This is a genomic window from Gordonia jinhuaensis, assembly GCF_014639795.1.
GTDB classification, from domain to species: Bacteria; Actinomycetota; Actinomycetes; order Mycobacteriales; family Mycobacteriaceae; genus Gordonia_B; species Gordonia_B jinhuaensis.
Genome location: NZ_BMGC01000012.1, coordinates 46587 through 61067, shown reverse-complemented (window position 1 = coordinate 61067; position 14481 = coordinate 46587). Strand labels below are relative to the sequence as shown.

Genomic DNA, 14481 nt, shown 5'->3' with positions numbered 1-14481 from the left:
CCAAGCGTAGTAGCTCTGCCGTCACGCTACTCCCGACCAAATGCTGCACCAAACCTGCGGACCGACGCAGGACTAAAGACCTGAGTGCCGCATCACAATTGGGCAACGAGGCGACATAAACCGGACTATTCGCCCAAAACTGCGCGACGCACGAGGTCCGGGATCTCCCTGGGCCGCAGTGGATTCTCGTAGTCGTAACCGTTGAGTGAGGTCACTCGCGCCGCGAGCGTCAGGCTCGACATCAGCCACACCGAATCGGCCTTGATCAGATCCGGCGTCCGCATCGCCCGGGTCTCTGTTCGCCAGCCCTCCTCCTGGGCCAGCGCGAAGGTCGCCGCGACCGTCGTCCCCGCCAACACCCCGTAGTCGGGAGGAGTGGTGACCAACGTCTTGTCATACACCGCAACGACACTCGCACGCGGCGCCTCGAGAACCACCCCTTCACTCGAGGTGTAGAGCACATCGTCCACACCTCGTTCGGCGGCATGGCGCAGGGCCGCCATATTCGTCGCATAGCTGAGGGTCTTGGCGCCCAGGAGCTGCCAGGGCGCCTTGGCGGCGAGGTCGATCGAGTACCCGCGGTCGACCGTGATCACCGACACGCCCTGCTCGCGCAACCGGGGTCCACGCTCCCCCGCCGGCGCGACGGTGAGATACGCAGTCGGGACGCAGGACTCACCCTCGCCGGAATGTTCGAGATCACGCTCACGTCCACGCGAATAAACCAGGCGCATCACGGCGTCGGCGTCGACGTCGTGCTCGGCCGCCCACAGCGTCTGCGCCTGCTCGATCGCGCTCTCCCAGGTGGCGCGGTCGGGTATCGGCAGGTCCAGTGCTTTGGCGCTGCGTTCGAAGCGATCGAGGTGGCGTTCGACGTTGCGCGCGGTACCACCGGCCACCAGAAGCGTCTCGAAGATGCCGTCGCCGCGCAGCGCGGCGAGGTCGTCGGCGTAGAGCAGCGGGGTCGAGGTGTCGTGCACGCTCACCCCGGCGCCGTCTCGGGCACCGGCGCCCTGCGGGTTGGAGACATCCACGGTCAGCAGCAAGGTTTCCGACATGCGCAACAGCGTAGAACAGCCGGCACTCCCCGCATCGCAGTCGAACGTAGGATTGGATCCGTGGCTTCGGCGTTTTCTCCCCAATCGGTCCTTTTGCCCAGACTGCGCGGCGACGGTGCTGTCGGCGCACCGGAGGGCTCCCCCGACGAGGGCGTCGCATGGCATTTCGGCGATCCGTTCGGCGAGCAGCGGGCTGCCGCCCGTGCGGCCGTGGTGGTCGACCGATCCCATCGCGGTGTCATCGAGATCGACGGCGAAGAGCGCCTGAGCTGGCTGCACACCATCTCCAGTCAGCATCTTCTCGATCTCGCCGATCGCTGGTCGGCCGAAGACCTCAACCTCGACCTCAACGGGCGGGTCGAGGATCACTTCGTGGTCACCGACGTCGACCAGATCGCCTGGGTCGACACCGAGGGGACGCGTGCCGACGCACTCGCTGATTTCCTGTCGAAGATGATCTTCTGGGCCAAGGTCGAGGTGGCGCCGCGTCCCGACATGGCGGTCCTGTCGCTGGTCGGCCCCGACATCATGACCGGCCCCATCGCCGAACTCCTCGACCTCGGCGCGAATCCGCAGGTCTACCAGGCCGGCGACCTGCCCGAGATCCATCACGACGAGGAGCCGCTGGGGTTCTGGCGCATCATGCCGCCCACCGGTGAGGGTCGCCGCACCCCGACCATCGACCTGGTGATCCCGGAATATCTGGTCGAGACCTGGTGGGATGAACTCGTGTCCGCCGGTGCACGCCCGGCCGGGACCTGGGCTTATGAGGCGATGCGCGTCGCCGCCGTCCGACCGCGTCTGGGTCTGGACACCGACGACCGCGCCATTCCTCACGAACTCGGATGGATCGGTGGGGTGGCAGAGCAAGGCGCGGTACACCTGGACAAGGGGTGTTACCGCGGTCAGGAGACGGTGGCGCGTGTTCACAATCTCGGAAAGCCGCCGCGTCGGCTCGCACTGGTGCACCTCGACGGATCGGCGGACAACCGTCCGCAGCCCGGCGAGACGGTCACCGCCGACGGACGTGCGGTCGGCCGGCTGGGAAGTGTGGTCGATCACTTCGAGTTCGGCCCGATCGGACTGGCCCTCGTCAAACGCACGATCCCGGTGGACACCGCCCTGGTGATCCGCGGCGTCGACGCCTCCATCGACCCCGATTCGCTGACCGACTCCGAACACGAACAGGCCGGCCGCGCGGCCATCGACAAGTTGCGGGGGCGCTGAGGATGACCACCGCCATGGAGACCACCGACCGCGCCCCGATCGCCACCGGCCGCGTGCTGGCGGTCTGCGCGGCGTCGACCGACGTCGTGCTCGCGGGTGTGGGCGCCAGCGGTATCGACAAGCGGCCCCTCGACGGTGCCCGCCGCGTCGAGGACCTCGGGCTGGTCGACGATCATGTGGTCGATCACAAACATCACGGCGGTATCGATCAGGCCGTCTACGCCTACAGCGAACTCGAGGCCCGCCGGTGGGCGGACGAACTCGGCCGCGAACTGCCGCCGGGATGGTTCGGCGAGAACCTGCGGATCGAGGGGATCGAGACCACCGACGCGATCGTCGGCGAACGTTGGCGGGTCGGCGACGAGGTGATCCTCGAGGCCACTATCCCCCGCATCCCCTGCCGGACCTTCGCGGAATGGGCGCGGGAAGCGCACTGGGTCAAACGCTTCATGGACCGCGCCGACCTGGGCACTTATCTCCTCGTGCGCACACCCGGATCGGTGGCCGCCGGTGATCGTGTCGAGGTGATCTCGCGTCCCTCACACGGAGTGCGCGTCCGCGATCTGGCGACGGGAACCGACCCGGACAAACTTCGCGACCTGCTCGCACAAGGCGGACTTCCCGCCAAGGTCGAACGCGACGCCACCAAGGCACTGCGTAAGTCGTCGATGTAAATTCTCCCGGCTCGCCAGCGCTTTGCCCGGCGTTGCGGTGCAGTGATTCCGCATCCCGCGGTGGCACACGGTAGACTCACTGGCACGACAGATTTCTAAACCAGAACGGGGCCGCCACACTGTTTGGCCGCCCCGTCATTGTGCGAGGGGGTCCCATATGGGCCGCGGCCGGGCAAAAGCAAAGCAGACGAAGGTTGCTCGTCAGCTGAAATACAGCAGTCAACACATGGACCTCGAGAGCTTGCAGCGTGAGCTCTCCAACGACTCGCATGACGGCCTGGGTTCCCACGACCGCATTGACGACGACCCGGTGGATCGCTGGGCCGAAGAAGACGAGTGGCGCCGCGCCTGAGGCGCATAACAGTCACCGCAGAGCGCCGTTGGCGATATATATCGCTAAGCGCGCTCTGCGGTGACTGATGTGTAGATCACTGTCTGTTGCAGATCACTGCCGTCGGCAGATCAGACCCGACTCAGAACCGGGGGTGTTCCCCCACCAGTTCCGCACGCACGGTCGAATCCGAGTTCGCGGTCTTCTTGATCGATCCCAGCACCCAGCTGTCGAGATGGCGTGCGGTCAGAACCGCGAGCGCACGGTCGGTGTCCTCCGGTGCGACGATCGCGACCATTCCCACACCCATGTTGAAGGTGCGTTCCATCTCGGCGCGCTCCACGCGTCCGCGCTGCGCGATCAGGCCGAATACCTGCGACGGCGTCCAGGTGCTGCGGTCGAGTTCGGCGACCAGTCCTTCCGGGATCACCCTGGCGAGATTCTCGGCGAGTCCACCGCCGGTCACGTGGGCGAACGTCCGCACATCGGTCTCGGCGATCAACGCGAGACAGTCGCGGGCGTAGATACGCGTCGGCTCGAGGAGTTCCTCACCGAGCGTGCGACCGAACTCCTCCACATGCCCGCGCAAATCCATGTGGCCCCAATCCAGCAACACCTTGCGGGCCAGCGAGTATCCGTTGGAATGCAGACCCGAGGACCCCATCGCGATCACCACGTCACCGGGGCGCACCCGCTCGGGCGAGAGGATCGAATCGGCCTCCACCACACCGACTCCGGTGGCCGAGAGGTCGTATTCGTCCGGGGCCATCAGGCCCGGGTGTTCGGCGGTCTCGCCACCGAGGAGCGCACAACCGGCTTCCACACAGCCGTCGGCGATGCCGGAGACGAGTTCGGCGACCGTCTCGGGGATCACCCGGCCGACGGCGATGTAGTCCTGCAGGAACAGGGGTTCGGCGCCGCACACCACGAGGTCGTCGACGACCATGGCGACCAGATCACGGCCGACGGTGTCGTGCTTGTCGAGTGCTTGGGCGATCGCGATCTTGGTGCCCACGCCGTCGGTCGAGGAAGCCAGCACCGGTTCGCGGTACGTGTTCTTCAGCGCGAACAGTCCGGCGAAGCCGCCGATACCGCCCATCACCTCCGGACGGGTGGTGCGACGGGCATGCGGCGCGAACAGCGCGACCGCACGGTCGCCGGCGTCGATGTCGACTCCGGCAGCAGCGTAGGAGGCCTTTTCTGGAGCTGAATCGGGCTGCGATGCCGCGATGTCACCGGTGGAGGACTCATCCCTGTCGGTCATGATTGCTGCGCTGTTCCATTCGTCGGGGGGCAAATCGCGCGACGGCGTGATCCGGGCTTAGGCTACCCGACCTGCCGCTCTTCTCCGGCGTCGGGAACGCTTGTCGATGAGGTCGTGCGGCCCTCGGTGCGAGCACGTGCCGGGTCAGGCACCGGCACCGCGGCGAGCAGCCGCTGCGTATAGGGCTGAGCAGGCGATCGCAGCACCGACTCGGTGGGCCCGGACTCCACCAGGCGTCCGTGCTGCAGCACACCCACGCGGTGCGCGAGGATCTCGACGACGGCGAGGTCGTGGCTGATGAACAGCGCGCCGAAATTCCAGCGTTGCTGCAGTTCGGCGAACAGCTCGAGCACCGACGCCTGCACCGACACGTCCAGAGCGCTCGTCGGCTCGTCGGCCACCACCAGATCGGGCTCCAGGATCAATGCGCGTGCCAGGTTCGCACGTTGCCGCTGACCGCCGGACAGTTCATGGGGGTAGCGCTTCTCGGTGCCCGCGGGCAGACGCACCGCGTCGAGCAGTTCGCGCACCCTGGCCCGACGGGCAGTCGCACCGGAAACCCGGTCGTGGACGATCAGCGGCTCGGCGATGCACTCCCCGACCGTCATCCGCGGGTTCAGCGATGTCGCCGGGTCCTGGAAGACGAAACCGAAGCGCTTGCGGAGCGGTTTGAGTCGGCGCGGCGACAACCCGGCGATGTCGGTCCCGAGCACGGTGATCGACCCCGACGACGGTGACTGCAATCCGGCCACACACCGCCCGATCGTGGTCTTACCCGACCCCGACTCGCCGACCAGACCGAAGGTCTCGCCACGGGCGATGGTGAAGGAGACCTCCTCGACCGCGGTGAAGGACCCGGATCCCACCCCACCGGGGAACACCACACTCAGATCTCGCACCGCCAGCACCGTCTCGGCGTCTTCGGCGACCGGCGCCGGTGAATCCTGTGCCCCCAGATGCGGGACGGCGTCGAGCAGCTGGCGGGTGTAGGCCGCGCGAGGGTGGGCGAACAGATCCGTGACGCCGGCCTCCTCGACCACGCGTCCCCGGTTCATCACCACCACCCGGTCGGCCATCTCGGCGACCACACCCATGTTGTGGGTGATGAGCACGATCGCGCTGTCGAGACGATCACGCAGGTCGCGCAGCAGCGCGAGGATCTCGGCTTGCACGGTCACATCGAGCGCGGTGGTCGGTTCGTCGGCGATGATCACCGCCGGATCACAGGCGATCGCGATGGCGATCACCACACGCTGCTTCTGCCCACCCGACAACTCGTGCGGGTAATAGTCCACGCGGCGTTGCGGGTCGGGTAGTCCGACCATCGTCAGCAGCTCCACGGCACGGTCACGGGCTTGCTTACGGCCGATCTTGTGGCCCGGCATCGGATGTGCGCGAACAGCTTCGGCGATCTGATATCCGACGGTGAACAGCGGATCGAGCGCTGCACCGGGCTCCTGGAACACCATCGCGACGTCTTTGCCCCGTAGCCTGTGCATCTGCTTGTTGGACATCGCGGTGACCTCGTGGTCGCCGAGGTAGACATGTCCGGTCACCGTCGCGGTGTCCGGGAGCAGACCGATGGCGGTGCGGGAACTCACCGACTTGCCTGAACCGGATTCTCCGACCACGGCGAGGATCTCCCCACGCCGGACGCGATAGCTCACGTCCCGAACCGCGTCGACCACACCGGCATCGGTGAGGAAAGTGACCGACAGATCCTCGATCCGCAGTGCGGGCGCAGCCTCGGTCGCCGTCGACGGCGTGTTCACCGAAGCGTTCTCCACCGTCATTGAATGCCGTCCTTCTGCTCGCCGGACTCGCGACCGTTCTGCTCATACGCGGCACGCGATTGCGCGTCGGCATCTGCATCGACGGGACTGGCGTTGTCCGACTTGGGTTTGTCCGACTTGGGATTGTCCGAACTGGGGTTGTTCGACTTGACCTTTCCCGGGCGACGGGTGCGCAACAGCGGGTTGGCCGCCTCGTTGATCGACTCGCCCACCATCGTCAGACCGAGCACCACCGCCACGATCGCCATACCCGGGAACACCGCGGTCCACCAGATCCCGTTCGTGACATCGGGCAGGGCACGGTTGAGGTCGTATCCCCATTCCGAGGCTGCGGTGGGCTCGATGCCCAGGCCCAGGAAACCCAGCCCGGCGAGGGTGAGGATGGCCTCGGAGCAGTTGAGGGTGATGATGACCGGCAGCGTCGAGGTCACATTGGGAAACAGGTGACGGAACATGATCCGCGCACTCGAGGCGCCCGTGACGCGTGCGGCGTCGACGAACGGGTCCGCCTTCGCCGCCACGGTGGCGTTACGGATGAGCCGGAAGTACTGCGGGACGAACACCACCGTGATGGAGATGGCCGCGGCAAGGATGCCGCCGAATCCTCCCTTGAGATGCGCTCCGAGGGAGGCCTTCACCACGATCGCGAGCAGCAGCGAGGGGAAGCCGTACATCGCATCCATGAACAGCACCAGCAGCCGGTCGATCCAGCCGCCGAGGTAGCCCGACACGAGACCGAGTACGACACCGATCACGATCGAGAACAACACCGACAGCACGATCACATAGAGCGCGGTACGGGCTCCGAAGACCACCCGCGAGAACACGTCGAGCTGACCGACGGTGGTGCCGAACCAGTGGGTGGCGTCCGGGGCAGCCAGTGCGGGGAATGCACCCTGTGCATCGGCCTGCTGACTGAACCCGAAGGGCGCGATCAGCGGCGCGAAGATCGCGACGAGCAAAAAGACCGCCACCAGCACCAGCCCGGCGATCAACGTTCCTCGCTGTAGACCAGCCGTGGCGGTGAGCAGATCGCGACCGGGGATCCGCGAGAGCAGCGGAGTGCGCGGGCCCGCCCATATATCAGTGCCCTCATCGACCCCGGCCTGATCTACGGCGGCCTGATCTGCGGCGGCCTGATCTGCGGCGGCCTGATCTGCGGCGGCCTGATCTGCGGCGGCGAGTTCGGGGTCGGCTTCGGGCTCCGTGTGCTGTGCGTTCGGTGGCATCACAGGGCTTCTCCTAGAAGCGGATTCGCGGGTCGATCAGTGCAACCACGGCGTCGATGATGAAGCTGATGACGGCGATCACCACGGCGATGAACGCGACGATGCCCTGCACCGCGATGTAGTCGCTGTCCTGGAGGTATCTGGCGAGCTGATAGCCGAGCCCCTTCCACTCGAAGGTCGTCTCGGTGAGCACAGCGCCGCCCAGCATCATCGCGATCTGCATGCCGATGACGGTGACCACCGGAACCATCGAATTGCGGAATGCGTGGCGCCCCACCACCTGTCGCTCGGTGAGGCCTCGCGCACGTGCGGCTTCCACATACCCCGACTGCATCGACTGCGACAGGTTCACCCGCACGAGTCGCAGGAACACACCCGCGGTCATCAAGCCCAGCGCCAGCGCGGGCAGCACCGCATGCGACAGCACGTCGAGGATGTCGTGCGGATCGCCGTAGAGGATCGCGTCGATCAGATAGATGTTGGTCTTCGGCGACACGTTCTGCAGATCGAGTTCCGTCGACACATTCGCACGTCCACTCGCGGGCAGCCAGCCCAGTTTCGCGCCGAAGACCAGCTTGAAGATGATGCCGACGAAGAACACGGGCGCGGCGTAGAACAGGATCGCCGCAACGCGCAGGGTGACATCGGAGAGGTGATCGCGATGGGTGGCCGCGAAGCGCCCCAACGGTATTCCCACCGCGAAGGCCACGATCAACGACCAGAACACCAACTCGAGGGTGGCGGCCCCGTAGGTGAGGATCACATGGCTGATCTGTTCGCCGTCGGCGCTGGCCCGACCGAGATCGCCGGTCACCAGCCCCGAGAGGTAATTCCAGTACTGCACGAGAATCGGCTTGTCGAGTCCCGCGGCATGCCGCCGGGCCGCGATCTCGGCGGGCGGCAGGATACCGCCGAGCTTCGCCGAGATCGGGTCGCCGGCAATGCGCATCACGAAGAACACCACCGTCACCAGGATCCAGATGGTGGGGATGATCAGTACCAGCCGGATCGCCAGATACCGCGCCAGTGCCGCTCGCCGCGAGGCGAACCGCCCCGGGGATCCCGGGGCGGTCGCCGACGCGACCGGCGTCTCCTGCTCTGCGAGTGACTGTGTCATTGCCGAACCGAGTTCCTCACTGGCTCATACTTTCCGGCCTTCACTGATGCGTGCTTCAGCTCTTGGAGAGCGTGCCGAACCGCATCATGAAGGACTTGTCGAGCGTGACGCCGTCGAGGTTCTTCACACCCACCGCGATCTGCTTGCCCTCGAGCAGCGGCAGGGTCGGAATGAAGTTCTGCGCGACATCCTGCTGGATCTGCACCTCGATCTGCTGACGCTTGGCGGGATCCTGTTCGCCGCGTTCGGCTTCGAGCAGGCGGGTGATGCCCGGGTCGGAGAAGTGCGACTGCAGGAAGTTACCCTCGTCGAGCATCGGCGTCAGATAGTTGTCGGCATCAGGGAAATCAGGGAACCAGCCGAGCTGATAGATCGGGTAGGTGTCCTTGACCCGCTCCTTGTTGTAGGTCTCCCAGTTCGCCGAGTTGAGGGTGACGGTGAACAGGCCCGTCGACTCCAGCTGCGACTTGATTTTCGCGTACTCATCAGCAGAGCTCGACCCGTAGTGATCCGGGTTGTACCAGATATTCAGCGCCACAGGGGCTTTCACACCGGCATCGGAGAGGAATCTTGCCGCGGCCGACTTGTCGAGCGGATACATCTTGTACGAGTCGTCGGTGCCGGGGAGTCCACCGGCGACCATCGAGTAGGCCGGGGTGTAGGTGTTCTGGTACACCTGCTCGGCGATCGCCTGGCGGTCGATCGACGAGGCGATCGCCTTGCGCACAGCGAGCTTCTGTTCAGGTGAGTTGCCGGGCATCGAGTTCAGGTTGAACACCAGGTAGCGCAGTTCACCACCGGGTCCGTCATGCACCGTCAGTCCCGAATCCTTACGCAGCGCATCGACATCGGTGGGCGTCAACGATCGCCAGGCGAGATCGATCTGCTTCTGTTGGATGTCGAGCTTGAGGTTGGTGGGCTGCGCGTAGTACTTCATCCGGATCGTGTCGGTCTTGGGCTTGCCGAGCAGACCGTCGTATTTGTCGAATGCCTTGTACTCCACCAACTGATTCTTCTGGTAGCTGGTGATCTCGTACTGCCCGGCGAACGGCTTCTTCGACACGATCGTGTTGTCGTCGAGGACCTTGTCGGCCGGGAACACCTTCTCGTCGACGATCGGACCGACGTTGGTGGCGAGCAATTGCGGGAAGGTCTGGTCGTGCGGCGCCTTGAGCGTGAAATTCACCGTGGTGGCGTCGGGCGCGTCGGTGTGGTCGAGATTCGTCAGCAGCGACGCCGGGCCGTTGGGATCGTTGATCTTGAGCATCCGATCGAAGCTGAACTTGACGCTCTGCGCGGTGAGCGGATCACCGTTGGCAAAGGTCAGACCCGACTTGAGAGTGCACGAGTAGACCATCTCCGAGGTGTAGGAACACTTCTGTGCCGCAGACGGTTTCAGCTCACCACTGCCGGTTTCGAAATCCATGAGGAACGGGTAGACGTTCTTCATCACGGCCAGCGAGCCGTTGTCGTAGGAGCCGGCGGGATCGAGCGCGTAAATCTGGTCGGTGGTGCCGATCGTCACGGTCGACGATCCACCGGAACTGCTGTCGGTGCGCCCCGACCCACAGCCGGCCAGTACCAGGGTGGCCGCCGTTGCAGCGGCCGCGGTGAATGTCGCGGCACGCGCCACGCGCGTGATCTTGTGGTTCACAGGTTCCTCTCCCCCTACCTGTCAATGACAGTCCATTGCCTCGAGGATCCCGCGACACGTGAGCACACGGACCGCGGCGATCGGCACGGGGAGCGACGCTACCGAACAACTGTTTCACGCGCATTACAGTCGCGAAATTCTGTTTCACAAACCACGGACGCGACGATTCGAAAGCGCCTGGCAGATCAGCCGGATCAGATTGTGCGACCAGCGAAGACGCCTGCACCCCCGCACCACAGAAGCTGGTGAGGGGGTGCAGCGCGAGAAATCGGATTCAGGGGCGGCGCAGGGCACTCACGTTGTCGTCGGCCTCGGCGAGGGTCTCCACCAGCACCGACTCCGACCCCGCGGCGTTCTTCAGCATGGTCTCGAGTACCGCCTTGCCCATCGAGGTCTCCTGCGGGAGCTCGATGGGGTACTCGCCGTTGAAGCATGCCGCACACAGCGATTCGGCCGGCTGCTCGGTGGCCGCGATCATCTCGTCGATGCTGATGTACCCGAGGGAGTCCGCGCCGATGGCCTGCCGAACACCGTCAACCATGTGCTCCTCGGACTCCATGCCGTTGGCGATCAGTTCGGCGGGCGAGGCGAAATCGATGCCGTAGAAACATGGCCAGCGCACCGGCGACGATGCGATACGCACATGCACCTCGGCGGCGCCGGCTTCACGCAGCATGCGGATCAGCGCACGCTGAGTGTTGCCGCGGACGATCGAATCGTCCACCACCACAAGGCGTTTGCCGCGAATGACCTCTCGCAGCGGGTTGAGCTTGAGTCGGATGCCCAACTGGCGGATGGTCTGCGACGGTTCGATGAACGTGCGGCCCACATAGGCGTTCTTCATCAGGCCCTGGCCGTAGGGGATTCCCGATTCCTGCGCGTACCCGATCGCGGCGGGAGTGCCCGACTCGGGCACCGGGATCACCAGGTCGCCGTCGGCGGGGTACTCGCGGGCGAGGCGGCGTCCGATGTCGACTCGCGCCGAGTGCACCGAACGGCCGTTGATGACGCTGTCGGGGCGGGCGAGGTAGACGTATTCGAACACACAGCCCTTGGGCGTGGCCGGGGCGAAACGGCTGCTTCGCACGCCGTCGGCGTCGATCGCCAGCAGTTCGCCGGGTTCGATGTCGCGGACGAAGGAGGCGCCGACGATGTCGAATGCCGCAGTCTCCGAGGCGACCACCCAGCCGCGGTCGAGGCGGCCCAGCGACAGCGGTCGTACGCCGTGCGGGTCACGCGCGGCGTAGAGGGTGTGCTCGTCCATGAAGGTCAGACAGAAGGCGCCACGCAACGTGGGGAGCAACTCCATCGCCGCCTGCTCGAGTGTGGTGTCGGCGGCGCGATGCGCCAGCAGCGCTCCCACCACATCCGAATCCGACGTCGCCGAGCCTGCCATCAGGCCGAGCTGACGCGCCTCGGAGGCGAGGTCGGCGGTGTTCACGAGATTGCCGTTGTGGCCGAGTGCGACACCGGTCCCCGCCGAGGTGGTGCGGAAGATCGGCTGCGAGTTCTCCCAGGTGGTCGAGCCGGTGGTCGAGTAGCGGCAGTGGCCGATCGCGACGTGCCCCTGCATCGCACCGAGGGTCTGCTCGTCGAACACCTGGCTCACCAGACCGAGGTCCTTGAACACCAGCACCTGACTGCCGTCGCCGACGGCGATGCCAGCGGCTTCCTGGCCGCGATGCTGCAGTGCGTAGAGCCCGTAGTAGCTGAGCTTGGCGACCTCTTCGCCGGGCGCCCACACGCCGAAGACGCCGCATTCCTCACGCGGCTCGTTCTCGGCGGGGATCTCGTCGGCCCCGAAACTCGAGGACATGGAGCCGGACGAGCAGGCCCCCGATCCACATGAGGGTGCAGAAGGAGCACCTGTGAGCAGATTCTTGCTGTGGATGGACAGCTCGGTCACGTGAGGCTCCCTGGGTGGGCCGGGCATGGAGTTACCCCCGACTTTACGGTTGCGGACGTGCTGTAGGCCAATCTACGAACACGGGCGTGTTCACCTGCCACGGCACACCAGATCTCAACAGTCGGTGTGGCGGAGGAAATTCCGCTTGGCCTGGCCGCGGCCGATTGTTAGATAGATCACGTTCTGGGCAGCCGGATGAGCGGCAGCCAGCCCGCGATGTCGCGTGCCCTACTCCCCGACGCGCTCACCAGGCCCTCGGTAATGGCGGTGTCGAGGTCGATCAGCCCGGTGACCAGCCGCAACCACGTTCGCGGATCGGTCTCGACCACGTTGGGCGGCGTGCCACGGGTGTGGCGGGGTCCCTCGATGCACTGCACCGCCACATATGGCGGCACCCGCACCTCCACCGACGATCCCGGCGCCACCTCCGCGAGCGTCCTGGCGCTCCCCCGTACCGCCGAGGCGAGTTCGGTTCGTCCCGGCGCGCTCACGTCCTCGTCATCGGCGGCGCGCAACCACTCGGCAGCGCCGACCACGGCAGCGCGCATCTGGGCGGGATCGACGGGTTTACGGGACGGCACGACCCGATTCAAACATCCACGCCGCCCGCTCCGACCTGGGGATGGTCGTGCGCGGAAGCGGGCGTATGTGCGGGATAGGCGTGCACGGTCGCCTCGGCGAGTCTCGGGGTGACCTCACGCAGGCGTCGTTCGGCGCGGTGCGCGACCGCATGGGCGCGCTGCAGCGACAGCGTCGGTTCCACGTCGAGGTCGGCCTCGGCGTGCAGGCGATGACCGATCCAGCGCATCCGCAGCGACCGCACGCCGCGGACGTCGGCGTCGAGATCCAGGACTTCACGCGCTCGGTCGACCACGGCCGGGTCGACGCCGTCGAGCAACCTGGTGAGAACGTCACGGGCGGCAGACACCAGGACCACCAGGATCGTGATCGCGATCAGCAGACCGATGATCGGATCGGCCAGCGGTAGGCCTACGGCGACGAGCACCGCACCGGCGACCACGGCCAGCGACGTCATCCCGTCGGTGCGGGCGTGCAGTCCGTCGGCGACGAGTGCCGCCGACCCGATGCGCCTGCCGACCCGGATCCGATAGCCGGCGACCACCTCGTTGCCCATGAATCCGATCACACCCGCCGCGGCGACCCAGCCCAGATGCGTCACCTCCCGCGGCTCGACGAGGCGGTGCACCGCCTCGATGCCCGCGAACACCGCCGACGCGGCGATCGCAGCGAGGACCATCAGACCGGCGAGATCTTCGGTGCGCCCGAGCCCGTAGGTGAACCGCGAGGTAGCCCCCCGGCGGCCGAGTGCGAATGCCGCCCACAGTGGCACCGCGGTCAATGCATCAGAGAAGTTGTGAATCGTATCGGCAAACAGTGCAACAGAACTCGATCCCAGTGCGATGGCGAGCTGGATCGCCGCGGTGACACCGAGGATCACCAGCGAGATCGCGACCGCACGGATCCCCTCCGCGCTCGTGGCGAGTTCGTCATCGACACTGTCGGCTGCATCGTGGCTGTGCGGTGTCAGCGCGTGGCTGATGGCGTGGGCGAATCCTCTCCGGCGACCACTGTGCTCGTGAACATGGTGCTCATGCGAGTGATGGCCGTGAGAGTGGTCGTCACACGTGTGACCGTGCTCGTGGTGAGCATGGTCATGGTCATGGTCATGGTGCGAGTGCACGCGATCGCCGGTCGAGTCCCCCTCGGTCATGTCACTGCGATCGGTCACGTCGGTCACCTCGATGCCGTTGCAGATCAGGGACTTCCGGCACGGACCGGGTGCCGCGGTGATGCGGGGGCACACCGAAACCGATGTGTTCGGCGTTGTAGACGGCGTCAGCGATCAGCGCGCGCACATGGTCGTTTTCGAGTCGGTAGAAGACCTGCGTGCCAACGCGTCTGGTCGCCACGAGTCGCGCCATACGCAGTTTCGCCAGATGCTGACTCACCGCGGGTCCCGGCTTGGCCAGTTCCGCGGTGAGCTCGCCGACGGACAGTTCGCGATCGATCAGCCGCCACAGGATCTGCACGCGGGTGGCATCGGACAGCATGCGGAATGCCTCGACCACCAGACTCAGTTCGTCGGCGTCGAGCTCGCGAGGACGGTCGCCCCCGGTCTCATTACCTGCATTCATACGCAGATAGTAAACAATGGCACACGCTGGCGCCAGGGTCGCAGTGGAGGTCGCAGTGGAGGTCGTCGGGGC

The 14481-nt window shown here is 65.9% G+C and carries 13 protein-coding genes; 3 read left to right on the top strand and 10 right to left on the bottom strand.

Going from position 1 to position 14481, the window contains the following annotated elements; all coding sequences use genetic code 11:
* Positions 1 to 125: 125 nt before the first annotated feature.
* The gene (locus IEW22_RS10300) at positions 126 to 1058 is read right to left on the bottom strand and encodes an aminodeoxychorismate lyase (RefSeq protein WP_188586520.1); all 933 of its coding nucleotides are present in this window, start codon (positions 1056 to 1058) and stop codon (positions 126 to 128) included.
* A 60-nt stretch (positions 1059 to 1118) separates the two neighbouring features.
* Here IEW22_RS10300 and ygfZ point away from each other — a divergent pair, with 60 nt between their 5' ends.
* The 3 genes from ygfZ (at position 1119) to IEW22_RS10285 (ending at position 3311) form a co-directional block, all read left to right on the top strand.
* The gene (gene ygfZ, locus IEW22_RS10295) at positions 1119 to 2285 is read left to right on the top strand and encodes a CAF17-like 4Fe-4S cluster assembly/insertion protein YgfZ (protein WP_373284167.1); all 1167 of its coding nucleotides are present in this window, start codon (positions 1119 to 1121) and stop codon (positions 2283 to 2285) included.
* Positions 2286 to 2287: 2 nt separating this feature from the next.
* A complete protein-coding gene (locus IEW22_RS10290) occupies positions 2288 to 2959 on the top strand; it encodes an MOSC domain-containing protein (RefSeq protein WP_188586519.1) in 672 nt (223 codons plus the stop codon).
* A gap of 157 nt (positions 2960 to 3116) precedes the next feature.
* Entirely contained in the window at positions 3117 to 3311 is a 195-nt protein-coding gene (locus IEW22_RS10285; protein WP_188586518.1) for a DUF3073 domain-containing protein, read from the top strand.
* 121 nt (positions 3312 to 3432) lie between these two features.
* Here IEW22_RS10285 and purM read toward each other — a convergent pair whose 3' ends face one another.
* The 9 genes from purM to IEW22_RS10240 all read right to left on the bottom strand — a co-directional run bounded on the left by purM (position 3433) and on the right by IEW22_RS10240 (position 14409).
* Positions 3433 to 4554, bottom strand: a complete 1122-nt coding sequence (gene purM / locus IEW22_RS10280) for a phosphoribosylformylglycinamidine cyclo-ligase (protein WP_188586517.1) — start codon at positions 4552 to 4554, stop codon at positions 3433 to 3435.
* Positions 4555 to 4616: 62 nt separating this feature from the next.
* Entirely contained in the window at positions 4617 to 6347 is a 1731-nt protein-coding gene (locus IEW22_RS10275; protein ID WP_188586516.1) for an ABC transporter ATP-binding protein, read from the bottom strand.
* Entirely contained in the window at positions 6344 to 7576 is a 1233-nt protein-coding gene (locus IEW22_RS10270; protein WP_188586515.1) for an ABC transporter permease, read from the bottom strand. Before IEW22_RS10270 ends, IEW22_RS10275 begins: the two co-directional genes overlap by 4 nt.
* 13 nt (positions 7577 to 7589) lie before the next feature.
* The gene (locus IEW22_RS10265) at positions 7590 to 8693 is read right to left on the bottom strand and encodes an ABC transporter permease (RefSeq protein ID WP_188586514.1); all 1104 of its coding nucleotides are present in this window, start codon (positions 8691 to 8693) and stop codon (positions 7590 to 7592) included.
* A 55-nt stretch (positions 8694 to 8748) separates the two neighbouring features.
* Positions 8749 to 10278, bottom strand: coding sequence for an ABC transporter substrate-binding protein (locus IEW22_RS10260; RefSeq protein ID WP_373284169.1), 1530 nt, complete (start codon positions 10276 to 10278; stop codon positions 8749 to 8751).
* Between the two features lie 343 nt (positions 10279 to 10621).
* On the bottom strand, positions 10622 to 12253 hold the full coding sequence (gene purF, locus IEW22_RS10255) for an amidophosphoribosyltransferase (RefSeq protein WP_188586513.1): 1632 nt from the start codon (positions 12251 to 12253) through the stop codon (positions 10622 to 10624).
* Between the two features lie 176 nt (positions 12254 to 12429).
* Positions 12430 to 12834: a sterol carrier family protein gene (locus IEW22_RS10250; RefSeq protein WP_188586512.1), complete on the bottom strand. Its 405-nt coding sequence runs from the start codon at positions 12832 to 12834 to the stop codon at positions 12430 to 12432.
* Between the two features lie 8 nt (positions 12835 to 12842).
* Positions 12843 to 13985: a cation diffusion facilitator family transporter gene (locus IEW22_RS10245; protein WP_188586555.1), complete on the bottom strand. Its 1143-nt coding sequence runs from the start codon at positions 13983 to 13985 to the stop codon at positions 12843 to 12845.
* A gap of 1 nt (position 13986) precedes the next feature.
* Positions 13987 to 14409, bottom strand: a complete 423-nt coding sequence (locus IEW22_RS10240; protein ID WP_188586511.1) for an ArsR/SmtB family transcription factor — start codon at positions 14407 to 14409, stop codon at positions 13987 to 13989.
* Between the last annotated feature and the right edge of the window lie 72 nt (positions 14410 to 14481).